Here is a 25,432-nt window from a genome sequence, read left to right on the forward strand (position 1 = left end):
ACCTCACTCCATGTCCCGCGCGACCCGAAAACCGTTCTGCGATTGCCGCACGCTCGAGCTGTACTTGAAGCGCGTCGCGGACTGCATGTAGGCCGCGCCTTCGCGCCACGAGCCGCCGCGAATCACGCGCACGCTGCACGACGGATCGTCCCAGGCGCGGCCATCGGCGGGCGCGTTCTTATACGAGCTGTGCCAGCAGTCGGCGACCCATTCCCAGACGCTGCCGTTCATGTCGTAGAGACCGTACGGGTTCGCCGCGAACGATCCGACTGGCACCGGTCCTTCGGCCTTGTACGGATCGCCGCAATCTTTGCAGTCGGCGGTGCCTTTTTTCATCTGATCGCCCCACCAGTACGTCGATTGCGTGCCGCCGCGCGCGGCGTATTCCCATTCCGCTTCGGTCGGCAAACGATACGGCTTGCCGCCGACCTTGCTCAGCCATTTCACGTACACCTGCGCGTCGTCCCAGCTCACGTTGCGCATCGGTGCGCTGCCGGACGAGGGCGTCGCCGATTCGCCTTCGGGCGCGATCTTCGTGCACGCGCCCGCGTCGACACAGGCGTTCCATTGCTCGACGGTGACTTCGTATTTGCCGATGGCGAACGCGCGCCCGACCGACACGCGATGCGGCGGCTTCTCGGCGGGATCGTCGTTGTTGCTGCCCATCGTGAAGCTGCCGGCGGAAAGCGGAATCAGCACGGGGCACGCCGGGCAATCCTTGAGCTCGCCGCCGCTCGCGGTCTTCGCGGCCGGCTTCGTGGTGAGCGCGGCGGCGGGCGGTGCGGCGGGCGTCGCGGCGACGGGCGCGGGCGGCGGACTGGGACGCGGTTTCTCCGCTGCCGCCGTCGCCGATGCAGCCGGCGCGGCGGGCGGCTTGGGCGCGGGCGTGGCGGGCGTGGCCGTCGCTGCGGGCGGCGCGGATGCCGCTGGCTTCGCATTGCCCGCCGCGCGCAGCCGTTCGATGCGCGCCTTCGCCAGCGCGGCGAAACGGCCGTTCGGATACGCCTTCAGATACGCCTCGTAATCGCTCGGATAGGTGCTGTCCTTGATCGAGTCCCAGAACGTCAGTTCGTACTGCTCGTTGCTGTCTTTCGGAAGGATGCCGCGCGTACGCACGACGTTGGCGGATTCGGCGGAATCGATGGCGGTCGCGTCGGCTATGCGCGCATTCGTGGCTGCATCGGCGATGGCGAAGCGCGCATCGAGCGTCGACGCAATCCAGGGCCGCTGCGCGCCGTGCGATGCCATCGCAACATCGGATGCGGCGGCAGCGAACGCCGCTGGCGTCATCATCGAATGCGCACGCAGCGCGCGCAGCAACGCGGCGGTGTAGCGGCCATTGCGCGCGCCTTCGATTGCCGCATCGCCCGGCGCGGCCGCATAAGCGACGAGCGTGCGCGGCGGCAAAGCAGGCGACCGCGCGTTCGTTTTCTCGAAGGGCTCGGTGAGGCACATGTCGAGCACGACGATGTTCGCCGCACCGGGCCGCGCGCGGGTCATGCGCACGACGATCTCCCGCGCCGAGAGCGCGCCGCGCAGGAGCGTCGCGGGCCGCGTTTCTTTTGCGTCGATCAATCCAAGCGGCACGAGCAGCGCGTCGCCGCCCGCCTGCAATCCGTGGCCTGCGAAATAGACGAGCGCCGTGTCGTTCGGACCGAGACGCGCGGTGAACGCATCGAGCGTTTGCCGCATGCCTTGCTCGTCGAGATTGGTGCGGCGCGTGACATCGAAACCGAGCGCGCCGAGCGCGGCGCTCATGTCATCCGCATCGCGCGATGCGCTCGCGAGCGGATGATCGACATAGTCTGCATTGCCGATCACGAGCGCGTGTCGCGCGCTGACATGCGCGATCGTCGGATTGGAAAGAGGAGGCGGTGATGTCGCCGGTGCCGCGTTCGCCGCTGCGAACGTCTGGCCGATCGTCAGAAACATGCCCGCGATAAGAAGAGTTCGCCACATATTCACACCCTGTCCGTGCGGCTTTGAGTGGATGGCATCGCGTGCTGCACATGCGTGCGATGCCGAGGCTTCGGATACGGCATCAACAACGATAGCACGCGCTCGCACGCCGCTTAATCCCCTGAAAGGAGGTATCCATCATGAGGTCGAACGAGCCCCCCGCGTGGCCGTATCTTTTTTAAACGTTACGTCCTAATCTAAAAACCAGCGAAGCAGCATCACGCAATCCGCATCACGCCGCGGGCACGAGCGTTCGCACGTGCGATGAAACGAATACCCTGGCCGATCCGCGAGGCCCCTTCAACGAGAGAGGCGTGCATAACATGCTGAGAAGAACCATGCTTGGCGCGCTGGCATCCCTGGCCGCGCTGGCCGCCGATTCGTCGTTCTCCGCCGCCGCGCGTGCCCGCACGCCCGCGCCCGCGAACGCCGAGGCGTACATCATATGGCCGCCTGACGGCGCCGTGATATCGGGCGGCAAGCTCTGGGTGCGCATGGGCTTGCGCAACATGGGCATCTGTCCGAAGGGCGTCGATCTGCCGAACGTGGGGCATCATCATCTGCTGGTCGATACGGACCTGCCGCCGCTCGATCAGGAGATACCGTCCGATCGCAATCACCTGCATTACGGCGCGGGCGAAACCGATGCGCGCCTCGAACTGCCGCCGGGCAAGCACACCTTGCAGTTGCTGATGGGCGACTACAACCACGTTCCGCACGATCCGCCGGTGTATTCGAAGAAGATCACGATCACGGTGAAATAAGCTGTGCACTTGCCGAGGGCACATGACATGAAAAGACGATCCGCTGATGCGCTCGCGCTGCCGCGTTCGCTCCTTGTCGCCGCCACGCTGGCGACGGCGTTCGCCGCGCCTCTCGCGCTCGCCGGGACGACGCCCGCGCCGGCCAACGCGTATGCGTACATCGGCTATCCGAACGACGGCCAAACGGTGCCCGCGGGCAAGCCGTTCAAGGTCTGGTTCGGCCTGCGCTTCATGGGCGTCGCGCCGCGCGGCGTGAAGTTTCCTAACACGGGACATCATCATTTGCTGATCGATGTTGACCTGCCGCCGATGGATCAGGAGATTCCGTCGGACCGCAATCATCTGCACTACGGCGCGGGCGAAACCGAAGCGTTGATCGAACTGCCGCCGGGCAAGCACACGCTTCAGCTTCTGATGGGCGACGACAAGCATATACCGCATAACCCGCCCGTTTATTCCAGGAAGATCACGATCTACGTCAAGTGAACGCGGGCGCCGCATGACGTGCCGAGCGGCGCCTTCCCCGTTGCATGTTCAAGGTTCGAATGCGCGCGTGAGCCGCGCAGGAATACGTTCGTTCGTCGATGAAGCGCATGTGTTGTCGATGAACCGACAGTGCCACATAGATGTGTCGGAAAGAAAGCATCACGCGTCATGAACGAGCGTCGCGCCGCATGTCGAGGAAAGCCGCACGCAGCAAGGCATCGAACGAAAAGTGCATGAAACACGAAGCGATTGGCACAGCCTGTGCATTGAATGGCTTCGAGCAGACACGTTGCTCGAAGCCACCACCGAATGCGCGACGCACACCCAAGGAGAGCGGAAATGAAGACGCTGACCATCAAGGACCTTCCCGTCACCGAAGCGCTCGATAAGCGCGCGATGTCCGCTGTGCGCGGCGGCTACGCGGTCCTCTTTCCCGGCTATATCTCGATGAACGGCGCGACGCGTTCGATGCCGTTCAATCCGCAGCAGATCATCAACCAGACGCAGACGACGTTCAACCAGAACGGCAGCAACATCGCGTTCGCGGAAGCACTGAAGTCGCAATCGACGGTCACGCCGACGCAGAACGCGAAGAACATCTCCAACGTCAATTTCGGCGTGGCGGGCGATCTCGCGTGAAGCGAAAGTGATGAGGAACAAACCGCGCATCGATGCGGTAAAGCATCAACGCAGTCGGCAGTAAAAGCGGAGCACGGGGCGCTTCGCTGCAACACCGCCCTCGGCATCGGGCGTAGTGGTTCGCGCGCGGGTCGCATCCGTCGCCGGACCGCGTCACGTAACGCGCGACGTGCCGTCAGAGCACGCGCGCGCAGGTGATCTAACCCGTATGGAGTCGCGGCGCGCCGTGTGATTTACTTGAATGACCGGACGGCCGGCGCCGCGCTTCTCACCTTTGAAACTGACCGTCGGTGCGCGTTCACCGGGAGCGAGATCGTGCGAGCCTTGTTGCCATCGTTTGGGCTGATTGCAGCCGCGCTGCTTTCGGGCTGCATCGACGTGACGCCGCCGACCTATCAACGTCCCGACACGCCCGAAAAAACCGCCTTCACGAAAATCGATGCATCGAAGGTCGGCGCATCGGCCACGATTCAGCCCGACTGGTGGAAGCAGTTCCACGACCCGTATCTCGACTCGCTCGTCGAGAAGGCGATCAGCGGCAACTTCGACATCAAGGTGCTCGCCGCGCGCATCCAGGTGGCGGGCGCGCAGATCGGCGAGGCGCGCGCGGGCGCGTTGCCGTCGATGGATCTCGGCGCGGGCGCGAGCTTCGAGAAGACGACCGGCCAGCAGTTCACGAAGCAGTACAACCTGGCGACGCAGGTGAGCTGGGACATCGACATATGGGGTTCGGTGGAGAAAGGCGTGCAGGCGCAGAAGGCCGAATTCCGCGCGACCGAAGCGGACTGGCGCGCGGGCTATCTCGAACTCGTCGCGATTGTTTCGACGACCTACTTCCAGATTCTCCAGTTCGACGATCAGATCGAGCAGCAGAAGCAGACCATCGCGACGAACCAGCAGATCCTGACGATCTTCGAAGGCATGCAGAAGAACGGCCTCGTGCCGAAGACGCAGGTGCTCACGCAGCGCGCGGAACTCAATCGCCTCACGCGCGAGTTGCTCGAGTTGCGCCGCTCGCGCGATCTCGCGAACAACGCGCTGTCGACGGCGATCGGCGTGCCCGCCGGGGAATTTCGCATGCCCGACGGCAAGCTGCAAAAACGCGTGCAGGTCCCGCCGGTGCCCGAAGGCCTGCCCTCGCAACTGCTCGCGCGCCGGCCCGATCTGATCGCGGCGGAATATCGCGTGCTCGAAGCGTACGACCTCGTCGGCCAGGCGAAGCTTGCGCAACTGCCGACCATCAACCTCACGGGCCGCGCGGGCACAGCGAGCTTTCAATTGACCGACTTGCTCAAGATGTTCACGCTGAGCTTCGTGCCGAGCATCAACATCCCGATTCTCGATCCGTCCGTGCGTGCGCACGTGAAGACGACCGAAGCGCAGACGGCGGTGGCCGAACAGCAATATCGCAGCACGGTGATGAACGCATTCGAGGAAGTGGAGAACGCGCTCGTCAATCTCGATTCGCATACGAAGCAGCGCGTCGAATTGCAGCAGGAAGTCGATCAGTTGACTGTCGTCGCCGCGCAGATCGACGCGCAACTGAAAGAGGGCGTGATCTCGCAGCTCGAAGTGTTCGAGACCGAGCGCACGCTGCTCGCGGCGCAACTCGCGCTGCTCGCGAACCATCAGCAGATACTTTCCGACACCGTGACGCTGTACAAGGCGCTCGGCGGCGGCTGGCCCACGGTCGATGTGCAGAGCGCGAGCAAGGACGGTTTGAAGTGAAGCGTTCCATGAATAATTCGCGTGCGAATCGATAATATGAATGACTAACGATCGTTTCAAATCGCTGATCGATGGCGCGATGTGCCAGTGCCGCACGATTGACTACGACGATGCGTGACTTAAACTCTCAACAGCCGCCGGGTGCGAATGAGTTCGATAACGGCGCGGTCCAACCTGTCCATGCGCCCGACGTTGCCGGGCAACCCTCTGGCGCGTCGGCGGCAGCGGCTGGACGTACCTCGTGACATGGACATGGCTCAAGGCTTCTCCGTCGCGGAACCGCAGCCGAGCGTGGGCGAAGCGTTCGATATCGTCCTGAAGCCGGCGCCGCATGCCGGGCTCGATCGCGCGCTCGCGGACCGGCTCACGGACATCCGCATCGACGAAAATCTCTTTGCGATCGGCCGCGCCGAGGCGCCGTTCGATACGAGCCCGCCCGAAGCCGTGGCGCAGTTGTCACGCCGTCACGCGCGCATCTTCATCGAGCATGGTTTCGTCTATATCGCCGATCTCGCGAGCAAGAACGGCACGGCGGTCAATGGCACGCCCGTGCGCGAAGCGCCCGCACGCGTGCGCAGCGGCGATGTGATTTCGTTCGGCAGCAAGCTGTCGTATCGCGTGCAGTTCGCGCCGCGCGCGCGGCGTCTTTCTGCACCTAAGCCGGTCGGCATCACGCTCACGCCGCAGCGCGACGATCTCGGGCTTCATCCAATCGAACTCGCGCAGTTTCCGTTTCTCGTCAGCAAGACCGACGAGACGTTCGCGCGCTATCGCGAGCAGTATCCGCATCAGGTGAACTACGTGTCGCGCCGGCATGCGCATGTGTTCATCAAGAGCGGCGCGCCTTTCGTCGAAGACCTCGGCAGCACCAACGGCACGTTCGTCAACGGTGAGCGGCTCGGCGCGTCGGCGGTCGAGTTGCAGAACGGCGACACCGTCGCGTTCGGCGGCACGCACTTCGCGTACAAGGTGCATCTGCACGGCGACGAAGCCGAATCGACGCTCACCGAAATGGCCGCGCAAGACGCGCAATCTTTCGACGGCGACCTCGACAGCGACAAGACCACCTTCGTCGGTTCGGCGCATTCGTTTCTCGACATCTTCTGCGTCGATCAGGCCGCCGCGCGCGACGACGAAGTCAACGAAGAGGCGCAGCCGCAGCCCGCCGACGACACGCGCCCGGACGCGCGGGCGGCGAAGCGCGGCAAGTTCGCGCTCTTCGTGTCGGAATTGCGTCGAGCACTTGCGAGCGACGACGCCCACGCCGTGCGCCGCACGCGCATCGTGTTCGTATGTGTGCTCGCCGTGCTCGTCGCGGTCGGCGCGGCGTTGTTCTATACCGGTTCCTCCGAACGCGAAGCGAAGTCGCTGATGGCGCGCGGCGCGTTCAGCGAAGCCGCAGCCGTCACGAACGACTATCTGAAGACGCATCCGAAAGACGCGCAGTTCGCGGCGATGAACACGGAGGCCGTGCTCAAGTCGAACGTGCCGCGCTGGCTCGCTGCATCGAAGAAGGGCGATGCAGCGAGCGCGGACGCGATCATTGCGCAGATGCGAGCGCTCGGCGAGCACAACGCCGACGTGCATTCGCTCATCGACGAACTCGAATGGATCGGCAAGCTGGAAAGCTTCGTCACGGCGCGCGGCGGCGCGGATGCACCGATCCGCATCTATGGCGACGAGGCGCGCATCGGCGCGATACTGAAGCACTGGGAAGCGGACGCGGCGGGGCATCAGCGCGATCTGGACCGCATCGCGGGCTACGTGCCCGAGTTCCGCGATCCGTATGCGCTCGCGCTGAGCCATCTGCGCAAACTGCAAAGCGACGACTCCGTGTATCTCGCGGCCATCGACAGGCTCGATGCGAGCATCGTGAAGAGTCTCGCCCAAGACGATCCCGATGCGATAGGCGCGACGCTGAAGGAATACGCCGACAAGTATCCGCGCCTCGCGGGACTCGATCGCGTGCGCGCCGATCTCGATGCATACGCGAGTCTGCGCCGCAGTCTCAATGGCGCGAGCCTCGCGCCGCTTGCAAACGGTATGAGCAAGGCGAATTTTTCGACGCCGCCGTTCCAGGAAAAATTGCGGCAGATGGGCGCGAGCCAGTTGCCGCCGCCCAATGTGCTCGCGCAATACACCGCGGTCGCCGATGCATGGAATCGTGGCCAGAGCGCGCAAGCGATCGATGCTCTGCAAAAGCTGCCGCAAGGCGCGTGGTCGCCGACCGTGCAAAAGGAACTTGCGCACAAGAAGGCCGTGGCCGCGCAATTCGCCGATCTGCAAAAGGCGCGCGGCTCGAAGAGCTATGAAGATGCGCTGCTGTCGTTCTACGAAACGCTCGATCTCGATGGCGACACGTACTACGCGAAAGCCGTCGCGCCCGAGGTCGCATCGTTGAAGGACAAGGCGACCGCGCGCGCGCAATCGTTGATGACGCAGGCGCAGACATCATGGCAGCAGTATCGGACGAATGGCGGCATCGGTGGTTCGCAGCGGCTCGAATCGGGTGTATCGGATGTGTTCAGGACGCAGGCGCGGCTCTTGTCCGACGCGCACGATGCGGCGACGCGCGGCATGCGCATCTTCAGGCAGGTCAAGGCCGACAGCGCGACGGCGAAGTGGTCGGCGCTCGTCAACGAGATCGACACCGAAGCGGACTTGCAGCGGCGTTCGCTGCAGGATTTGCGCATGGTGCTCGAACCGGGACTTCTCAACACGAAGCTGAGTCTGATCGGCGGAGGCACGAGCAGTGAAGAGAGACGCACACCTTAAACCGTTGTCGGAGGCGCTCGGCGAACATGGCGCCGAAGGCATCGCCATATTGACGGCCGAGCCCGCGCGGCTCACGCAGGGCCTCGTCTTCGCGATGGTCGCGCTCGTCGCGTCCGCGCTCGTGTGGTCGTTCGTCGGCCATGCGGACGTGATGGTGACGGCGCAAGGCACGCTCGCGCCGGAATCGGAAGTGCGGCGTTTCTATGCGCCGATCGATGGCGAACTCGCGGACCTGTATATCGCCGAAGGGCAGCCTGTGCGCAAGGACGATGTCGTCGCGCGGCTGAATGCGCGCGGCGCGATCGAGGCGGCGACCAACGCGCTCGAAGCGCAATTGAAGCTCGACGACGCCGAGCGCGAATGGAAGCAGTTTCCCGAGAAGAAGCTGTTGATGGAGCGCAGGATCGCGGCGCTCAAGGATCAGATGGATGTCGAAGAACATCAGCATCAGCAGCGCGTGTCGGAGGGCACGAGCAAGCTCGCGGAAGGACAGAAGGCGCAGTTGCAGGAAGCGCGCAGCACGCTGGAAAACGCCCGCCGCGCACGCGATGCCGCGAAGGTCGAACTCGATCGCTTTCAGCGTCTGCTTGCGTTGCCGGGCGGCGGCGGCGTGGCCGAAGCGCAGGTCGACGCGAAGCGCAACGCATATCTCGAAGCGGATGGCGCGTATCGCGTGGAGCAATCGCGGCTTGCGGAACTCGACTTTCGTTTGAGCCACGATTTCACGCAGGCCAAGCGTCAACTGGAAACGAGCGGTCAGGAAGCGACGAGCCTGCGTCTGCAATACGAGGCCGCGATGCGCGAAGTCGCGAGCACCGAAGACAAGCTGCGTTTGCAACTGCAAACTGCGCGCCTCGTCGCGGATGCGGCCGCGCGCATCAAGTTCGAGAACATCGATAAAGATAACTTCCTGCTGATCCTCGCGCCGGTGTCGGGCGTGGTGACCGATGTGACATCGACGCAGCCTGGCGACAAGATTCAGGCGAACACGCCGCTCGGCGGCATCGCGCCGGCCAATGCGAAGCCGGTGCTGAAGATCGAGATCGCCGAGCACGATCGCGCGTTCCTGCGTGAAGGGCAGCGCGTGAAGCTCAAGTTCAATGCGTTTCCTTATCAGCGCTATGGCGTGATCGAAGGCACGCTCGCCTTCATCTCGCCCGCGACCAAGCCGAGCCCTTCGAGCAAGCAACCGGTCTACGAAGGACGCGTGACGCTCGATCGCGACTTCTATCAGATCGCGGACACGAAGTATCCGCTGCGTTACGGCATGACGGCGAGCGCCGAGATAGTCGTGCGCGAGCGGCGTCTGATCGATCTGGGGCTCGACCCGTTCCGCAATGTGGCGGGATAAGCATGGGGGGTTATCGCAGCGCCGAAACGCGAACATGATGCGCAATTCAACATGGAACCGAACGGAGAACGATATGACGGCGATTGTGCGTATCGACGACGAAGTGGTCGACGTCGGCGAATTCATCAGGTTGTTGAAGTTGAACGGTCAGTTCGACAGTCTCATCGAGCAGCTCGTGCGCGACAAGCTCACCGTGCGCGCGGCGAAGAAGTCGGGCGTCGCCGTGAGTGACGACGAGATACAGAACCGCGCGGATCAATTTCGCCGCATTCGCGGGCTGCATCGCGCGGCGGACATGAACAATTATCTCGATGCGCTGCACGTGAGTCTCGACGAGTTCGAGGTCTTCATCACCGACACGCTCTATCAGGAAAAGATGCTCGACAAGGTCGGCACCGAGCGTGAGGTCGAAGAGTACTTCCAGCTCAATTCGCCGAAGTTCGACAGCATCGAAGTGAGTCATATCCTGCTCGATACCGAAGGCAGCGCGAAGGAGATGATCTCGTACCTCAACGACGATCCCGACAGCTTCGCCGACATGGCGCGCGAGCACTCGCTTGCCGACACGCGCGAGCAGGGCGGCGTGATCGGCCGCGTGATGCGCGGGCAGATGAAGCCTGACGTCGAAGCGAAAGTGTTCAATGCGGAGGTCGGCGATCTGCTCGGGCCGTTCGTATCGGCGGATGGCGCATCGTATGAAATTTTCGCGGTGACGGCGAAGTATCCCGCGAAGCTCGACGAAGACGTATCCGCTGAAATACGCCGCCTGTTGCGCGAGGACTGGATGATGGCGCGCGCGCAGGAACACGTGATCGAAGCACGCTGACCGACGGGAACGCGATAGAACATGGACGCGCCATCGAGCCTTGATTCGCCCGCCGAGTTTCTCTCGTCGGTCGAGATTCTTTCGCCGTTCACGCGCGAAGAGATCGAACAACTGGCCGCGCAGACCACGTCGCGGCGCTTTGGTTTCGGCGAGACCGTGTGCAATGCGGGCGAGGCCGCCGACGGGCTCTATATCGTGAAAGCCGGGTCCGTGCGCATCTTCACCGAGGAGCACGGCAAGGAAATCAGCATGGGCGTGAAGAAGGAGCGCGAGACCTTCGCCGATATCGCAATGCTGCGCGATTATCGGCATGAGTCGTCGGTGCGCTCCTCCGGCAAGACCGAATTGCTCTTCATTCCACGCGCGGCGATCGAGCCTGTCATCGCGCGAGCTCCGGCCGCGCTCGCATTCATCACGAGCTATGTCGCGATCAATTCGGCGGGCGGCTTCGTCGCGAAGCTGTTCGATCTGCGCGGCAAGCTCAACAAGGCCGAACTCGAAGAATGCGTGCGCAGTGTGGGCGTGAAGCGCGTCGGTGAGGGCAAGGAGATTCTCAGGCAGGAGTCGCGCGACGACCGGCGTCTCTATGTTGTACGGCAGGGCGAAGTGCGTATCGTGCGCGAAGAGGGCGGTCAAACGCTCGTGCTCGCGACGCTGGGCCCCGGCGAGATCTTCGGCGAGAAGGCCTGCGTGATGCGTCAGGAGCAGATGGCCTCGGCGATCGCCAGCACCGATACGCGCCTGCTCGTGATTCCCGAGAAAACGGTGCATTTCATCATCGAGCGCAACGTGAAGCTGCGCGAAGTGCTCGAAGAGCGCATCCGTTTTACCGAACGTGAATTGCAGCGGCAGAAGAAAATCACCGAGCGCCGCAAGCTGCCCGCGATGCTCGATCTGCACACGAAGCCCGAGATGGGCGAGCGCGTCATCAAGCGCTTCGCGTGGATCGAGCAGGCCGAAGAGATGGATTGCGGCGCGGCGTGTCTAGCGATGATCTGCCGCCACTACGGCATCAACATGACGCTCGGCAAGCTGCGGGAACTCGCGAACGTCACGACCTCGGGCGCGACGCTCGATTCGCTTGCGCGCGCCGGAGAGTCGCTCGGCTTCACGACGCGCGGCGTGCAATGCACCTTCGAATCGTTGCGTGGCTTCGAGATGCCGTTCATCGCGCATTGGGAGGGATATCACTACATCATCGTATACGGCGTGTCGAGCGAGAACGTGTGGGTCGCGGACCCGGCGATCGGCTTCAGGAAGATGACCGTGGGCGAGTTCGAGCGCGGCTGGAGCGGTACGTGTCTGCTTTTCACGCCGGGACAGGACCTCACGCAGAAGGCCGTGTCGCGCTCGCCGTGGCTGCGCTTCGTCGGTTATCTAAAGCCGTACAAGAAGATACTGCTGCATCTCTTTCTCGCGACCTTCGTCATTCAGGTGCTGGGCGTGATACCGCCGCTCATCATCCAGAACATTCTCGATGGCGTGATCGTGCATCAGAACGTGAACCTGCTGCACGTGCTGATCGCAGGTCTCATCATCGCGAGTCTCTTCACGCAGCTCATGACGACGATACGCGCGTATCTCGCGAACTTCATGGTCCGCAACATGGACTTCGCGATGATGTCGCAGTTTTTCAGGCACACGTTCTCGCTGCCGTTCGGCTTCTTCGCGAAGCGCAAGACCGGCGATGTGTTCGCGCGCTTCCAGGAGAATCACACGATCCGTGCGTTCCTCACGGAATCGACGGTTTCGACCGTGCTCAACCTGCTGATGATCTTCATCTACTTCACGATCATGTTCCTCTACAACGTGAAGCTCACGTTGCTGCTGATCGCATTCGTGATCCCGATGATGGTCCTCACGATCGTCGCGACGCCGCGCATCAAGCAGAACGCGCGCGAGACCTTTTCCGCCGGCACGGATGCGCGTTCCTATCTGATGGAAGCGTTGGGCGGCGTGGAGACGGTGAAGGGAATGGGCATCGAGCGCGCGGTGCGTTTGAAGTGGGAGAAGAAGTACGCGAAGTCGCTCGAAGTGCAATACAAGTCGCAGCGCTTCAATATCGTCGTCGGCTTGTGCAGCCAGTTGCTGAATGCGGCGACGACCATCGGCGTATTGTGGGTCGGCGCGAATCTCGTGCTCGCGCGCGAACTGACCATCGGCCAGTTGATTGCGTTCAACGCCTACATGGGCAGCGTGCTCGCGCCGCTGATGGGCCTCATCAACTTATGGAGCCTTCTGAACGATGCGGGCGTCGCGATGGAGCGTCTGGGCGACGTGCTCGATATCGAGCCGGAGCAAAAGCCGGAGGACATGCAGCAGCGCGTCATGCTGCCCGACCTGCAAGGCGATATCAGCTTCAACGGCGTGTACTTCCGTTATGGCGAAGGCGATGCGCCTTATGTGCTGGAGAACATCAGCTTCGATATCAAGCCGGGCGAACTGATCGCGATCGTCGGGCGCAGCGGCTCGGGCAAGACGACGCTCGCGAAGCTGCTCGTCGGGTTTTATGCGCCGAGCGAGGGCAAGATGACCGTCGATGGCTACGATATCAATGTCGTCGACAAAGGCTTCTTTCGCGCGCAGATCGGCTATGTGATGCAGAGCAATCTGCTGTTCTCGGGAACGATCGCGGAAAACATCGCGAGCGGCGACGAGGCGCCCGACAGAAGACGCATCGAGGAAGTCGCGAAGATGGCCGACGCGCACGCCTTCATCGCGAAGATGCCGCTCGGTTACGAGCAGGTGGTCGGCGAGCGCGGCGTGGGATTGTCGGGCGGACAGATTCAGCGGCTTTGCATCGCGCGTGCGCTGTATCACGATCCGCGTCTGCTCGTATTCGACGAAGCGACATCCGCGCTCGATACGCAATCGGAAAGCAATATCCTCGGCAACATGCAGGAAATATTGAAAGGGCGCACTGCGGTCATCATCGCGCACCGGCTTTCGACGATCATGCGCGCCGACAAGATTCTCGTGCTGTACGAAGGCGGCATCGTCGAACAAGGCAGGCACGACGAACTCGTCGCGAGAAAGGGCATGTATTACCAACTCGTGCAAAAGCAACTGAGCGCAGCATGAAAATACTCGACCAACCGGAAAGCGACAGCAGCGCGCCGGCACCATCGGCGATTTCGTATGCGGGACTCATCGAGAAGATCGAGATTTTGCGCTCGACGCTGCGATGGACCTCACGGCTAGAACGGCCCGAAATCGAAAAGCTCTTGCGGCAGGCAAGCGCCTTGCGCGACGAAGTCATGCAACTCTCGCACAAGGAGCGCTTCGTGCAGGCGGCCGCCGCCGAGCCGAAACGCGATCTGCCGCCGGGCGCGCGGCGGCAGGCGCTGATCGAACGCAGCTTCGTGTTCGAAGGCACGTTCGGCGATAACCCGAAGCTGCTCGAAGCGCTGGAAATCGCGGAAAAAGCCGCGCCGACGGATCTTCCCGTGTTGATCGACGGCGAGAGCGGCACCGGCAAGGAACTGATGGCTAAGGTTATTCACGCGAACGGCTCGCGCGCGGACAAGCCGTATATCTCGGTGAACTGCGGCGCGATTCCGGACAATCTATTGGAATCCGAACTATTCGGGCATCGCAAAGGCGCGTTCACGGGCGCGACGAACGATCGCAAGGGAAAGTTCGAAAGCGCGCATACGGGCACCATCTTTCTCGATGAGATTGGCGAGTTGCCTTTGTCGGGGCAAGTGAAACTGTTGCGCGTGCTGGAAGCGCACGAAATTCAGCGCGTGGGTTCGGACGAGCCGATCGCGGTGGACACGCGCATCGTCGCGGCGACCAATCGCAATCTGCGCAAGTTCTGCGATGAAGGGCGCTTTCGCGAGGACCTTTTCTATCGGCTGAGCGTGATTCATCTGACGCTGCCCGCATTGCGCGAGCGTCGCGATGAAATACCGCTGCTGCTCGCCTATTTCGGCGATGAGGCCGCCGCGACGTTGAAGCGCCGGCCCGTGAAGCTGTCGCCGCGACTGCGCGATTTCCTGCGCAACTATGACTATCCGGGCAATATCCGCGAGTTGAGGAACGTGGTGTACCGGCTCGCGTGTCTTGCAGGCGACATGGCCGACATCGATCATCTGCCGGTCGATATCCGGCCGAAGTCATCGCTATCGCTGGCGATGGGCGGACCGGCCGTGAGCGGCAACGGCATTGCCGCCGCGAGTTCGCTGGCGGAAGCGAAGCGCGTTGCAAGCGACGAAGCGGAGCGCGCGTTTCTCGAACGGGGCTTGCAGGAAACCGGTGGAACGGTGGCCGAACTGGCGAGACGATACGAAATGAACCGCTCGCATCTGCAGATGCTTTTGAAGAAGCATGGGCTGCATTCCAAGGAGTTTCGTGCGGCGGCGCAGAAGAACAAGGAAACGGGTTAGATTCACAAACCGCAATCGACATATCGGCCGGGCGCGAAGCGTGTGCGCAACCAGTCGCGCATCGTCGGATCGAGGCTGTCGCGGCGTATGAATTCCGTCGCGGAAAGCTTTGGACGCAGACGCAGATCGACGGGATATGTCGCGTCGAGATACTCGCGAAACTGTTCGGCCGACGCGAACGGGGTGAAGTCGATAGCGCAGTTCGCGATGTGTCGAACGAGCACGCGCGCGCGAAACGCCGCGAACGTCTCCGCCGTGCGATAAGGCGCCGTTCCCGGCGAGACGACTTCTTTGCCCGGCGGATAGTAAAGCGCGCTCTCGCCTTCGATGGTCGCGTTCACGCGCGGCGTGACGAGACTCACGATGAGCGTCGCGTCGGTCGGCGCGCTCCGGTAAGTGCGCATGTCCGCGATGGCCGGGACGGGGGCATCGCGCGGGATGCGCAAGAGGCGAAGGGCGAAGCCGGGGCCTTGCGCGAGCAGCACGCATGTCAGTCCGTAAATGACCAGCGCGCGCAGTCGGACGGGCTTGTCGCCGAGTTGCGTGAAAAGGCCTGCCGCGCCGGATAACAGGAAGACATATCCATAGCCGAGAGTGCGTGCATCGAACGGATCGAACTGTGTGCGCACGCGTAACGCGAACTGCAACAGCAATGCACCCGCGCCCAACAGCACAAGGAACCAGTTTGCACGCGCGCGTTCTTCATCGATGACGGCGCGTTTGAAGCGCGCGCCCGCGAGCACGATGAAGATCGCCGCGGTCGCGCAAAACGTGCTGACAATGCGCACGGACGCATGAACGAACGTGTAGATCAGAAGCGCCGTCGATTCGGGCGCCGGGATGCGCGCCATGCCGGTGCTGAATCCCGTGTGCTGCACGTTGAATGTCTGATAGGCCCAGTAGAACAATGCGGCGAAGGCGAACGAGGGCAGGACGCGGATCGCGGTCCTGCGTCCCCAGACGAGCGCGACGCAGACGAACATCAGCGCCGCAAAAGGCCCGAATACATAGCGCGATGAACAGCCGATGACGAGCGCCGCTGCGAGCAGGACACCGTGCCATCCCGATCGGCCGTTGCGATGAACGGCCGCGATGCACGCAAACGAACCGGCGACGGCAAACAGGAACAGATTCTCGGACCACGTGTACTGATAGATGCGCAATGAGAGCGGATTGAGCGCGACGAGCGCGGCGATACCGATGCGCAGCGGCGATAACGCAAGAAAGACGAACGCGAGAAAGAGCAGCGCGAAGTTCAAGATTTTGCTGCTGACGAAGATGCTCGGGATATCGCTGAAGGGTGAGAGCAATGCAATGGCGAGCGGATAGCCGCACGGAAACGTCGCGAAGTAAGTGCCGTTTTCGGTGCAGCCGAGACCGCGCCGAAGCGATTGCGCGAGCAGCAGATAATCCCAGGAATCGTTCGAAACGAATCCGAAGACGCACGCGATCGCCGCGCCGATCGCGAGGATCGCGAGCACCATCGCGACGCTCGGCAAGTCGATGCGGTCAGGGTCGTCCGGTTTTCGTTCAACGCCTTCGAGCATCGTCGTTCCAGATTACCGAAAAGTGTCTAGATCGACGGATTCACCTGCGTCTTGTCGGTCGCCATCAGATCGACCGCATGCGCGACGACCACGGAAATATTGTCGCGCCCGCCACGCGCGAGCGCGATCTCCAGCAGCCGTTGCGCTGCGGCGTCGCAATCACCGGGCGCAAGCTCGTTCGCCATCTCCGCTTCGCTGACTTCGTTCGATAAGCCATCGCTGCAGAGCAGGAAAGTGTCGCCATCGTTGAGAGCGAGCGTGTTTTCGTCGAGTTCGAGCACGTCGAGCGCGCCGACCGCTCGCGTGATCAGATGCTGCGCCGGATGATGCAGCGCTTCTTCCGCCGTCAGTTGGCCGCGCGCCTTGAGTTCCTCGACATGGCTGTGATCGCGGGTCAACTGCATGAGCCGTCCCTGACGCAACAGATAGATGCGGCTGTCGCCCGCCCACACATAGCCGCACGCGCCATCGCGCGCCGCGAGCACGACCACCGTACTCCCGATGCGTGACACCTGACGACGCGCCGCTTCCGCGCGCAATTTGTCGTTCACATCGAGAAGACGCGCGCGCACGTCGCCGATGACGCCTGCGAGATCGCTCGCCGGCGACACCTTCGCGAGGGTCTCGATCACCATGCGGCTTGCGAGATCGCCGACCGCGTGGCCGCCCATGCCGTCGGCGACGGCCCACAGACCGCGCTCGGGCGCATCGAGCAGCGCGTCTTCGTTGATCTGCCGCACGCAGCCAGTGTCGGTGCGGGCGGCGGAAGTCCATCGAAACTCGGTGCTGAAGGTCATGGCAACCTCCGGAATCCTGGATGGCGCGGGCTCGGGCATGCGCGGCGGACGATCCCGCTCATTGTGTACCAACGCGCGCGGGAAGCGAATCTTCATGCGCACCGCTCAACCGGCGCGATTCCCCGCCGTCGAACTCGGATTGACGGTGAGCGTCGCGCCGTTGCCGGTATTGCTGACGGCGACGTTCTGAAACTGATTCACCATCTGGCCGACCGTGATGTTCGTGATGTTGTTGGTGATTTCGTAGATGTTGTTCGTGACATCGATGAGGTTAACCGTGGCGCTTCCCGCGCCCGCGCCGGCCGCGGCGCGCTCGACGAACGGCGTGATCCAGCCGAATACCCACGGCGCGCCGCCTCCGCCACTGATGGCGGACATCGCCGCATGATCCAGCTCGCGATCGTAGTCGAGATCCGTGACGGTGAGGGCGCGCATGTCGTTTCTCCGTGAGGGCCTGTGAACAGGACGCACGGAGCAATGCAAACCTCATGCCGACGTCTGGCTCATTGTCGATCGTCGTCCGGCGCGGTCGGCGGGGCGGCGGTCTCGCGTCATCGGCATACGGGGCGCCGTGGACGTGAAAGAACGCGTCCGTTGGATCGCGCCCAACACGCGATGGCCGCGCCGCTGCGCATAACCAACACCTGCAACCGCCATGAACGCGCGGCCATTCTGGCGCACAAAGCCCAACAAACGCCGCCGAAAACTGTTGGCCGGCCGGAAACACAAGGTCGGCAAAAAATGGCGGAGAGTGGCTATAAGTGATAAAAATCAAGGGGTTAATAAAACTGGCAAGGAAGATGCAAAAGGCTAGGCAACCCGGCGCGAAACAAACACCTGGCGCCAGGCAAAGAAGAATCGGAGCCAGCCATGTCAACCAACCAGCAATCCGGACTGATCGACGCGCAAGCCGCCGCGAGCGGCTTCTCGCTCGACGATGAACCGGCGCTCGGCACCGAACTCGTCACGCGCCGCTCGGGTTACGACCACCACGGCATTTACGCGGGCAACGGCATGGTCATCCACTATGCGGGCTTCGCGAAGTCGCTGCATCGCGGCCCGGTCGAGGAAGTCACCGTCGAACAGTTCGCCGCCGGCCACGATGTCGCGATCCGCCAGAACCCGGCCGCGAAGTTCGTCGGCATGGAAGCGGTGCGCCGCGCGCGCAGCCGCATCGGCGAAGACAAGTATCACCTGCTGACCAACAACTGCGAGCACTTCGTCACGTGGTGCCTCGACGGCCGCGCCCGCAGCCGTCAGGTGCAAGCGTGCTTCGTCCACCCGCGCGCGGCCGTTAGAGCCGTCGCGGGACTCTTTCGCGCCTATGTCGCCGCCGAGCGCCGCCGCCGCATGAACGCGGCGCTCGCAGCCTGAACCTCACCGCTGGCAAATCGATTCCGAGGAGACCATCATGCAAACCACCGAAAACTCGCTGCACTGGGCCGTCGACAAATGGCTCGCGCCGACGCCGGCGCATCCGGCACGCGTCGTGCGTCTGTGCCGTTCGCACGTCACCGGGGCGCGCTACGTCTGCATCGAGGCGCGGCATCCGGGCGGTCCGCTCGCGATCATCTTCTTCCGTCACGACGACGGCACCTGGAACGTGTTTCCGCCGCAAGCGAAGCGCCCGTCGATGAGCGCGCAGCGTCTCGCCGCCTGAGCGGGCGCCGGATGCGTACGAAGGGCCGGGGCGCGTCGGGCTGCCCCGGCTTTGACACGGCAATCCCGCTGCCGCTACTCTAGTCGCACGCATCGCGGCCAGCCGATGAAGCCGCCGGGTCGCACGGGAGCCGCAGGCCGTGGTAGGTTTCCGTCCGTGAACCAGTTCGTACAATTTCGAGGTATTGCCGATGACCCAGCCCGACTCCTCTTTCTCCGCCCGCGCGACGCCCGATGCGAACCTCGGCGACAATCCGCTCGGCATCGCGGGGCTTGAGTTCGTCGAGTTCTCCAGTCCTGATCCCGAGGGGCTCGCCACTCTCTTCGAAACGCTCGGCTTCGTGCCGGCCGCGCGGCACGTGAGCAAGGCGGTTACGCTGTTCCGGCAGGGCAGCATGAATTTTCTGCTGAACGCGGAGCCGGACTCGTTCGCGTCGCGCTTTGCGGAATCGCACGGCGTCGGCATCGCGGCGATCGGCATTCGCGTGCTCGATGCGCAAGTCGCTCACGAGCGCGCGCTCGAATACGGCGCGTGGGATTTCGAAGGCGAGAAGATCGGTCCGAACGAGCTTGCAATTCCGGCGATCCAGGGCATCGGCGACTCGCATATCTATTTCGTCGATCACTGGCCGGGCAAGAATAGCGGCGAGACGTCGATCTACGACATCGACTTTCGTCCGATCGAACATGCGGGCGCGCATGCCTCCGGTACTGGCACCGGCCTGCTCGAAGTCGACCACTTCACGCAGACGGTCGGCGCGGGGCGCATTCAGGAATGGCTCGATTTCTATCGCGAAGTGCTGCACTTCTCGGAGATTCATCAGGTGCATCCGGACTGGCACGTGTCGCAGGATTCGGCCGTCACGCTCTCGCCGTGCGGCTCGATCCGCATTCCGGTGTACGAGGAAGGCACGTATCGCACGGATCTGATGCAGCAGTATCTGCCCGATCACGAAGGCGAGGGCGTGCAGCATATCGCGCTGGCATCGGCGGATATCTTCGCTTCCGTCGATGCGTTGATGGCGCGCGGCGTGCGCTTCCTGCAGCCGCCGCCGCGCTACTACGACGAGATCGGCGAGCGTCTGCCCGGCCACGGCCTCGATATCGACAGGCTGCGTGCGCGCGGCATTCTCGTCGACGGCGAGATTCTCCCCGACGGCACGCCGCAGCTTTTTTTGCAGACGTTCGTCGAGCGCAAGCCCGGCGACATGTTCTTCGAGATCGTCGAGCGACGCGGGCATCATGGCTTCGGCGAAGGGAATCTCGCCGCGATCGCGAAGGCGCGGGGCTGACGGCGCAACCCCGCGCGCTGCGCCGCTCGCCGCTCACCGCTCACTGCACGACGACCGTCCCTGTCATGTGCGGATGCAGCGAGCAGAAATACTTGTACGTGCCCGGCTTGTCGAACACATGCGAGAAGCTGTCGCCGCTGTCGAGCGGATCGGACTTGAAGCTCTTTCCTTCATCGGCGACGGTGTGCAGCATGTCGTCGTGATTCACCCACGTCACTTTCGTGCCGGCCGGCACGGTGATCGTCGCCTGATTGAATGCGAAGTTGTCGATGGAGATCGTCGGCGCGTTCGTCGCCGCCACCTGTTGCGCGGGTTCCTGCGCGCACGCCGGCGGAATCGCCACGCTGATGACCCCCTTCACGACCAGTGCGAACGCGGCCTGGCGCAGGAACTTGGCCGCGAGCGGGCGGAGGTTGGCGGGCGACACATAGTTCGCGAGCGTCGATGCGATCATGACTGCACTCCCGCGAGCGATGTATCGGTGACGGCAAGCTGCCCGCGTCCCGCGACATGCGTGACTTCGCGCAGGCCGAGCATCGTGCGCAACTGTTCCGACGGCACTTTCATCGGCCCCGGCCCGGATGGCGCGCCCGGCGCGGGCTGCGGAAACGCGGTCGACATCGCCGAATAGAAGCGCATCTCTCCCTCCACTTTTTGCGCGACCTGATGCACGTGGCCGTTCAGCACGGTCACCGAGCCGAAGCGCTTCAAGAGCGCAAGCGCCTGCGCGCTGTCGTCGGTGCCCCAGCCCCATTGCGGATACAGCGCCCACAGCGGGATGTGGGCAAACACGACGATCGGCGTGCTGCTCGATTTGCCCTGCAAGTCGGCCTTGAGCCACGCGAGCTGTGCATCGCCGAGAAAACCGAGTCCGCCGCCCTTCAGATCGATCACGTTGGTGAGACCGATGAAATGCACGCCGCCCTGATCGAAGCTGTACCAGTGGCGCGTGCTGCCTGTGCCGTATTGCCCGGAGAAGCGCTCGAAGAACGCGTTGCCTTCTTCGACGAGCACATCGTGTTCGCCCGGCACGTAATGCACGTCCATGCCCGCTTTGCCGATGATCTGCGTCGCCGTATCGAACTGCGCGGGCTTCGACAGATGTGTGATGTCGCCGGTGTGAATCATGAACGCGGGGCGCTTCTGCATCGCGCTTACGTGATTGACGGCTTCTTCGAGCGTGCTCGTGGGCTCGGTGTTCGGGTCCTTGTTGAAGCCGATGTGGCTGTCGCTGATCTGCACGAAGCTGAACGAACTGGTCGTCTCGGCCGCTTGCGCCGATGAAATCAGCCGCGAGACGGGCACGCCGCCGCTCACCGTCCAGATGACGCCGGAGCCCGCCCACGCCATGCATGAGAGTGCGGTGCGGCGGCGCTTGCCGTGCGCGTCGAGTTCGTCGTGTGCGTCGCGTTCGTGCGTGGGCGGCAGTGCGGTCGGATCGGGTTTCATGATGGTTCCTTTGATGATGATGGCCGCGGTTCTTGTCGTTCGATGGGGCGAAGCCGCGCCCGCGGCGGCTCGATGCGCGAGCGCGAGGCCGGCGACGTCGGCTGCAATCGAGCGATGACGTGGCGGCATCCGTTCATCGAACCGGACGGCGCGGCCGGATATTCCCGCTATATTTTTTCGAGTCGCTGCTTCCGGACGGGAATAAACCGCCGCTGCGGGAAGTAACTGAGGGGAAGGCGCGAAAGCGGCGATGCCGCCGCGCCCGAACGATGTTTTCCGAACGTGGTTGTCGAAAGGAGATCCGCGCGATGTGGCCAGGCAGGTCGAAAGAAGACAAGTCCGGGCGCCGCGGCCAGGCGGACGCCGGGGCGGCGCACGCGCGTTTCGAGGCGACGGTGATGCCGCATCTGGACGCCGCGTATAACCTCGCGCGCTGGCTGTCGGGCAGCGCGAACGACGCCGACGATGTCGTGCAGGAAGCCTATCTGCGCGCGTTCCGTTTCTTCGGCGGATTCGAGGGCGGCGAGGAGGCGAACGCGCGTGCGTGGCTGCTCGCGATCGTGCGCAATACGTGGTTCACGGAATGGCGGCGGCGCGTGCAGCTCGCGGACGCGACGCCCTACGACGAAGAACTCGGCGGCGATGAAGCGTTGCCGGGCTGGTCGGAGGAAGGCGCGGCGGATCCTGAAACGCTCGCCGTGCGCCGCGACGAGATCCATCTGGTGCATCGCGCGCTGGAGGCGCTGCCGATCGCCTTTCGCGAGGTGCTGGTGTTACGTGAGCTGGAAGACATGAGCTACAAGGAAGTCGCATCCGTGACCGGCGTGCCGATCGGCACGGTGATGTCGCGGCTCGCGCGCGGCCGCAAGATGCTGGCGGGGGCGGTGCGCGCGGCGCAATGCGGGCAGGGGCAGGACAAGCCGAGCGTGCGCCTCGTGCGCCGCGCGGCGCCGGGTCATTCTGAGGAGTCGGGAAATGGAAAATAACGACACCGCCTCGCTCGATACGAGGCTCACCGATGGTTCGCTGTATCAGCGCGCGCCGGTGCATCTGCGTGGGCAGGTGCTGGCGCGGGTGCGTGCCGAGGCCGAAGACGACGCGCGCCGTCGCGCGCCGGTTCGTCCCGCGCGACGCGCCTCGCGCAATCCGTTCGCGGCGCCGTGGCCGTTCTTCGGCGGCGCGTTCGCGGGCGCCACGCTTTCCGCGCTCGTGCTCGGCACGATGCTGTGGTTCCAGGTGGTGCCGCTTGTGTCGAGCGTATCGACGGGATCGCCGATCGCGCAGGAGATCGTGTCGAGCCACGTGCGCGCGTTGATGTCGGACCGCCCGATCGACGTGCTTTCGAGCGACAAGCATACGGTGAAGCCGTGGTTCAACGGCCGCATCGACTATGCGCCGCCGGTGATCGATCCGGCGGGGCCGGGCTTTGCGCTCGTCGGCGGACGGCTCGATTACATCGATCATCGGCCTGTCGCGGTCGTGGTTTATCGCTATCTGAAGCATCCGATCGACGTGTACGTGTTTCCCGAGCACAAGGGCGAAGCGAAGACCGAGCCGGCCGTCACGCAATCCGACGATGGCTATGCGCTCGCGAAATGGAATCACGATGGCATGACCTTCTGGGCCGTCACCGATGCATCGGGCTCGGTATTGCGTCAGTTCGCGCAGGCCATGGAAACCGGCGCGCCGCGCTAAAAAGGTGCAGGGCGAAAAAAGTTATCGGCTCTTGAGGAATCGAAGGGTGCGCAAGGTTGCGCGCGGTCATCCGCCAGGGATGCCGCGCGCTTTTTTTTCGCTATCGGCATTACGCGTATACCCGCTGTTTCGGAGTTATCGAAATGCTTTGGGATGCTGGATAAATGCGGGTATTCCATGCTCTGCACGGTTACGATGCGTCAGTGTGGCCTAACGCTCGTGCTCTTCGGGTATGTCCGAATATGGCCGTATCCTTACATTTTTCTGAACTCGCTCACAGCCTATGTAATCGATAACTCGGAATGCGTTTAGAAATCTTGAAGGCATCTTCTGCGTTGCATGGGACTTTCGAATAACGAATCACGCGACGGAGACACACATGGGAATGAAGATGAAGCTCATCGCGAGCGCGCTCGCGTTCGGCGTTTTCTCGTTGGCGCACGCGGCCGACCCGATCAAGATCGGCGTCGATGGTCCGTTCACGGGCGGCTCGTCTTCCATGGGTGTCAGCATGCGCGACGGCGTGCGTCTCGCCACTGCCGAGATCAACAAGTCGGGCGGCGTGCTCGGCCGGCAGATCGTCCTCGTCGAGCGCGATGACGAAGCGAAGAACGAGCGCGGCGTGCAGATCGCGCAGGAACTCATCAACAAGGAAAAGGTCGTCGCGGTCGTCGGCTATACCAATACCGGTGTCGCGCTCGCGTCGCAGCGCTTCTTTCAGGAAGCGAAGATTCCGGTGTTCAATAACGTCGCGACGGGCACGGTGGTGACGAAGCAATTCGACGATCAGCCGGACAATTACGTCTTCCGCAACGCTGCCGCCGATCGTATCCAGGCGCCGATGATCGTCGAGGAAGCGGTGACGAAGCGCGGCTTCACGAAGGTCGCGATTCTCGCGGATTCGACCAACTACGGCCAGCTTGGACGCGAGGATCTGGAGAAAGCGCTGGCCGCGAAGGGCGTGAAGCCGGTGGCCGTCGAGAAGTTCAACATCAAGGACGTCGATATGACGGCCCAGTTGCTGAAGGCGAAGGAAGCGGGCGCGCAAGCGGTGCTGACGTATGGCATCGGGCCTGAACTCGCGCAGATCGCGAATGGCATGGCGAAGCTCGGCTGGAAGGTGCCGTTGATCGGAAGCTGGACGCTTTCGATGGCGAACTATATCGACAATGCCGGCGCGAATGGCGAAGGCGCGCGCATGCCGCAGACTTTCATTCAGGAAGCGAATACGCCTAAGCGCAAGGCTTTTATCGAGGCTTATCTGAAGGAATTCAAGCCGAAGAACGAACGTATCGATTCGCCGGTTTCAGCGGCGCAAGGTTATGACTCGGTGTATCTGCTCGCTGCCGCGATCAAGCAGGCGGGTTCTACCGATGGGCCCAAGGTCAAGGATGCGCTCGAGAACCTGAGCACTAAAGTCGAAGGCGTCGTGATGGTGTATGACAAGCCCTTTACGAAGGGCGATCACGAAGCTATCACGCCTAATGTGCCGGTTATCGGGGAGGTCAAGAGCGGGCGCGTGGTTTATGCGTATGACGCCGATAAGAAGGGCGGTGGGACGCTGCGGTCCAAGCAGACTGCTACTGCTACTGCTACTGCTACTACTGCCGCTGCGGCGAATTGAGTTTTTTGTTTCGCCGGATCCCGTTTTCTTTTTGGTTTATTAGCACTGCCCCTGTGCGGGGCGGCAGTCACTTTCTTTGCTGCTGCAAAGAAAGTAACCAAAGAAAGCAGCTTTTCAAGCCCGCGGTCATACGCAGTTTGAGTAGTTCTCTCGTCCACCGTGGCACTCGCCTAACGAGTGTCATCGTGGGCCCAATCGGGCTTGGATCGCGCACGGTCTGACGAGCCGGAAGTTTTAGGGCGCTGGATCAGCACGAAACAGTTTCGGCACGGCGCTGCGCGCTGCCGTCGGGTCTGCGAGGGAAACCAAGGGTACGCGAGCGCGCTCGCGTACCCGGTCACCCATCGGCTGCGAAGCGGGCCGGGGCTATTTTGTGCTGAACCAGCATGTTGTGCGGCACGATGTGACAGACCGTGCGCGAGCCAAGCTGGGTGATTGTGATGAGGGCACACG

General features: G+C 63.0%; 22 protein-coding genes. 16 read left to right on the forward strand and 6 right to left on the reverse strand.

Annotation, left to right across the window (positions count from 1 at the left end; translation table 11 throughout):
- Positions 1 to 3 precede the first annotated feature (3 nt).
- On the reverse strand, positions 4 to 1,959 hold the full coding sequence (locus AWB77_RS25060; protein ID WP_061137151.1) for an SUMF1/EgtB/PvdO family nonheme iron enzyme: 1,956 nt from the start codon (positions 1,957 to 1,959) through the stop codon (positions 4 to 6).
- A 323-nt stretch (positions 1,960 to 2,282) separates the two neighbouring features.
- Here AWB77_RS25060 and AWB77_RS25065 point away from each other — a divergent pair, with 323 nt between their 5' ends.
- The 9 genes from AWB77_RS25065 to AWB77_RS25105 all read left to right on the forward strand — a co-directional run bounded on the left by AWB77_RS25065 (position 2,283) and on the right by AWB77_RS25105 (position 14,916).
- A complete protein-coding gene (locus AWB77_RS25065) occupies positions 2,283 to 2,723 on the forward strand; it encodes a DUF4399 domain-containing protein (protein WP_061137152.1) in 441 nt (146 codons plus the stop codon).
- A 27-nt stretch (positions 2,724 to 2,750) separates the two neighbouring features.
- Complete coding sequence (locus AWB77_RS25070) at positions 2,751 to 3,209, forward strand: DUF4399 domain-containing protein (protein WP_374728714.1); 459 nt, start codon at positions 2,751 to 2,753, stop codon at positions 3,207 to 3,209.
- A 339-nt stretch (positions 3,210 to 3,548) separates the two neighbouring features.
- Entirely contained in the window at positions 3,549 to 3,848 is a 300-nt protein-coding gene (locus AWB77_RS25075) for a hypothetical protein (protein WP_061137153.1), read from the forward strand.
- Between the two features lie 315 nt (positions 3,849 to 4,163).
- A complete protein-coding gene (locus AWB77_RS25080) occupies positions 4,164 to 5,576 on the forward strand; it encodes an efflux transporter outer membrane subunit (RefSeq protein WP_244158640.1) in 1,413 nt (470 codons plus the stop codon).
- Between the two features lie 252 nt (positions 5,577 to 5,828).
- Positions 5,829 to 8,351 (forward strand): FHA domain-containing protein, encoded by a 2,523-nt coding sequence (locus AWB77_RS25085; RefSeq protein ID WP_061137238.1) that lies wholly within the window; start codon positions 5,829 to 5,831, stop codon positions 8,349 to 8,351.
- Positions 8,329 to 9,702, forward strand: a complete 1,374-nt coding sequence (locus AWB77_RS25090) for a beta-barrel domain-containing protein (RefSeq protein WP_061137154.1) — start codon at positions 8,329 to 8,331, stop codon at positions 9,700 to 9,702. The genes AWB77_RS25085 and AWB77_RS25090 overlap by 23 nt, the downstream gene beginning before the upstream one ends.
- A gap of 73 nt (positions 9,703 to 9,775) precedes the next feature.
- The gene (locus tag AWB77_RS25095) at positions 9,776 to 10,528 is read left to right on the forward strand and encodes a peptidylprolyl isomerase (RefSeq protein ID WP_061137155.1); all 753 of its coding nucleotides are present in this window, start codon (positions 9,776 to 9,778) and stop codon (positions 10,526 to 10,528) included.
- 21 nt (positions 10,529 to 10,549) lie between these two features.
- Positions 10,550 to 13,609, forward strand: coding sequence for a peptidase domain-containing ABC transporter (locus AWB77_RS25100; protein WP_061137156.1), 3,060 nt, complete (start codon positions 10,550 to 10,552; stop codon positions 13,607 to 13,609).
- Positions 13,606 to 14,916, forward strand: coding sequence for a sigma-54 interaction domain-containing protein (locus tag AWB77_RS25105; RefSeq protein WP_061137157.1), 1,311 nt, complete (start codon positions 13,606 to 13,608; stop codon positions 14,914 to 14,916). Before AWB77_RS25100 ends, AWB77_RS25105 begins: the two co-directional genes overlap by 4 nt.
- Before the next feature lie 2 nt (positions 14,917 to 14,918).
- Here AWB77_RS25105 and AWB77_RS25110 read toward each other — a convergent pair whose 3' ends face one another.
- The 3 genes from AWB77_RS25110 to AWB77_RS25120 form a co-directional block, all read right to left on the reverse strand.
- Complete coding sequence (locus AWB77_RS25110; protein ID WP_061137158.1) at positions 14,919 to 16,463, reverse strand: hypothetical protein; 1,545 nt, start codon at positions 16,461 to 16,463, stop codon at positions 14,919 to 14,921.
- Positions 16,464 to 16,489: 26 nt separating this feature from the next.
- Complete coding sequence (locus AWB77_RS25115; RefSeq protein WP_061137239.1) at positions 16,490 to 17,260, reverse strand: PP2C family protein-serine/threonine phosphatase; 771 nt, start codon at positions 17,258 to 17,260, stop codon at positions 16,490 to 16,492.
- Between the two features lie 105 nt (positions 17,261 to 17,365).
- On the reverse strand, positions 17,366 to 17,695 hold the full coding sequence (locus AWB77_RS25120) for a hypothetical protein (RefSeq protein WP_061137159.1): 330 nt from the start codon (positions 17,693 to 17,695) through the stop codon (positions 17,366 to 17,368).
- Between the two features lie 159 nt (positions 17,696 to 17,854).
- Here AWB77_RS25120 and AWB77_RS36130 point away from each other — a divergent pair, with 159 nt between their 5' ends.
- From AWB77_RS36130 to AWB77_RS25135, 4 genes are all read left to right on the forward strand, one after another.
- Positions 17,855 to 18,025 (forward strand): hypothetical protein, encoded by a 171-nt coding sequence (locus tag AWB77_RS36130; RefSeq protein WP_157694922.1) that lies wholly within the window; start codon positions 17,855 to 17,857, stop codon positions 18,023 to 18,025.
- A 105-nt stretch (positions 18,026 to 18,130) separates the two neighbouring features.
- Complete coding sequence (locus AWB77_RS25125; protein WP_061137160.1) at positions 18,131 to 18,634, forward strand: lecithin retinol acyltransferase family protein; 504 nt, start codon at positions 18,131 to 18,133, stop codon at positions 18,632 to 18,634.
- A 37-nt stretch (positions 18,635 to 18,671) separates the two neighbouring features.
- Entirely contained in the window at positions 18,672 to 18,920 is a 249-nt protein-coding gene (locus AWB77_RS25130) for a hypothetical protein (RefSeq protein ID WP_061137161.1), read from the forward strand.
- Between the two features lie 190 nt (positions 18,921 to 19,110).
- A complete protein-coding gene (locus tag AWB77_RS25135) occupies positions 19,111 to 20,211 on the forward strand; it encodes a 4-hydroxyphenylpyruvate dioxygenase family protein (RefSeq protein ID WP_061137162.1) in 1,101 nt (366 codons plus the stop codon).
- 40 nt (positions 20,212 to 20,251) lie between these two features.
- Here AWB77_RS25135 and AWB77_RS25140 read toward each other — a convergent pair whose 3' ends face one another.
- The gene (locus AWB77_RS25140) at positions 20,252 to 20,665 is read right to left on the reverse strand and encodes a cupredoxin domain-containing protein (RefSeq protein ID WP_061137163.1); all 414 of its coding nucleotides are present in this window, start codon (positions 20,663 to 20,665) and stop codon (positions 20,252 to 20,254) included.
- The gene (locus AWB77_RS25145) at positions 20,662 to 21,660 is read right to left on the reverse strand and encodes a metallophosphoesterase family protein (protein WP_061137240.1); all 999 of its coding nucleotides are present in this window, start codon (positions 21,658 to 21,660) and stop codon (positions 20,662 to 20,664) included. Before AWB77_RS25145 ends, AWB77_RS25140 begins: the two co-directional genes overlap by 4 nt.
- A gap of 308 nt (positions 21,661 to 21,968) precedes the next feature.
- On the opposite strand from AWB77_RS25145, the gene AWB77_RS25150 reads away from it, so the two are divergent.
- From AWB77_RS25150 to AWB77_RS25160, 3 genes are all read left to right on the forward strand, one after another.
- The gene (locus AWB77_RS25150; protein WP_061137164.1) at positions 21,969 to 22,646 is read left to right on the forward strand and encodes an RNA polymerase sigma factor; all 678 of its coding nucleotides are present in this window, start codon (positions 21,969 to 21,971) and stop codon (positions 22,644 to 22,646) included.
- Positions 22,636 to 23,355: an anti-sigma factor family protein gene (locus AWB77_RS25155; protein ID WP_061137165.1), complete on the forward strand. Its 720-nt coding sequence runs from the start codon at positions 22,636 to 22,638 to the stop codon at positions 23,353 to 23,355. Before AWB77_RS25150 ends, AWB77_RS25155 begins: the two co-directional genes overlap by 11 nt.
- Positions 23,356 to 23,740: 385 nt before the next feature.
- Complete coding sequence (locus AWB77_RS25160; RefSeq protein WP_374728715.1) at positions 23,741 to 24,979, forward strand: ABC transporter substrate-binding protein; 1,239 nt, start codon at positions 23,741 to 23,743, stop codon at positions 24,977 to 24,979.
- The last annotated feature ends 453 nt before the right edge of the window (positions 24,980 to 25,432 follow it).

This window comes from Caballeronia fortuita (assembly GCF_001544835.2).
Classification (GTDB): Bacteria; Pseudomonadota; Gammaproteobacteria; order Burkholderiales; family Burkholderiaceae; genus Caballeronia; species Caballeronia fortuita.

Bases quoted from the DNA above. Each gene is read 5' to 3' on its own strand.
- AWB77_RS25060 (WP_061137151.1), bottom strand. From the start codon at position 1,959: ATGTGGCGAACTCTTCTTATCGCGGGCATGTTTCTGACGATCGGCCAG.
- AWB77_RS25065 (WP_061137152.1), top strand. From the start codon at position 2,283: ATGCTGAGAAGAACCATGCTTGGCGCGCTGGCATCCCTGGCCGCGCTG.
- AWB77_RS25070 (WP_374728714.1), top strand. From the start codon at position 2,751: ATGAAAAGACGATCCGCTGATGCGCTCGCGCTGCCGCGTTCGCTCCTT.
- AWB77_RS25075 (WP_061137153.1), top strand. From the start codon at position 3,549: ATGAAGACGCTGACCATCAAGGACCTTCCCGTCACCGAAGCGCTCGAT.
- AWB77_RS25085 (WP_061137238.1), top strand. From the start codon at position 5,829: ATGGCTCAAGGCTTCTCCGTCGCGGAACCGCAGCCGAGCGTGGGCGAA.
- AWB77_RS25095 (WP_061137155.1), top strand. From the start codon at position 9,776: ATGACGGCGATTGTGCGTATCGACGACGAAGTGGTCGACGTCGGCGAA.
- AWB77_RS25100 (WP_061137156.1), top strand. From the start codon at position 10,550: ATGGACGCGCCATCGAGCCTTGATTCGCCCGCCGAGTTTCTCTCGTCG.
- AWB77_RS25105 (WP_061137157.1), top strand. From the start codon at position 13,606: ATGAAAATACTCGACCAACCGGAAAGCGACAGCAGCGCGCCGGCACCA.
- AWB77_RS25110 (WP_061137158.1), bottom strand. From the start codon at position 16,463: ATGCTCGAAGGCGTTGAACGAAAACCGGACGACCCTGACCGCATCGAC.
- AWB77_RS25115 (WP_061137239.1), bottom strand. From the start codon at position 17,260: ATGACCTTCAGCACCGAGTTTCGATGGACTTCCGCCGCCCGCACCGAC.
- AWB77_RS25120 (WP_061137159.1), bottom strand. From the start codon at position 17,695: ATGCGCGCCCTCACCGTCACGGATCTCGACTACGATCGCGAGCTGGAT.
- AWB77_RS25125 (WP_061137160.1), top strand. From the start codon at position 18,131: ATGTCAACCAACCAGCAATCCGGACTGATCGACGCGCAAGCCGCCGCG.
- AWB77_RS25130 (WP_061137161.1), top strand. From the start codon at position 18,672: ATGCAAACCACCGAAAACTCGCTGCACTGGGCCGTCGACAAATGGCTC.
- AWB77_RS25135 (WP_061137162.1), top strand. From the start codon at position 19,111: ATGACCCAGCCCGACTCCTCTTTCTCCGCCCGCGCGACGCCCGATGCG.
- AWB77_RS25140 (WP_061137163.1), bottom strand. From the start codon at position 20,665: ATGATCGCATCGACGCTCGCGAACTATGTGTCGCCCGCCAACCTCCGC.
- AWB77_RS25145 (WP_061137240.1), bottom strand. From the start codon at position 21,660: ATGAAACCCGATCCGACCGCACTGCCGCCCACGCACGAACGCGACGCA.
- AWB77_RS25150 (WP_061137164.1), top strand. From the start codon at position 21,969: ATGTGGCCAGGCAGGTCGAAAGAAGACAAGTCCGGGCGCCGCGGCCAG.
- AWB77_RS25155 (WP_061137165.1), top strand. From the start codon at position 22,636: ATGGAAAATAACGACACCGCCTCGCTCGATACGAGGCTCACCGATGGT.
- AWB77_RS25160 (WP_374728715.1), top strand. From the start codon at position 23,741: ATGAAGATGAAGCTCATCGCGAGCGCGCTCGCGTTCGGCGTTTTCTCG.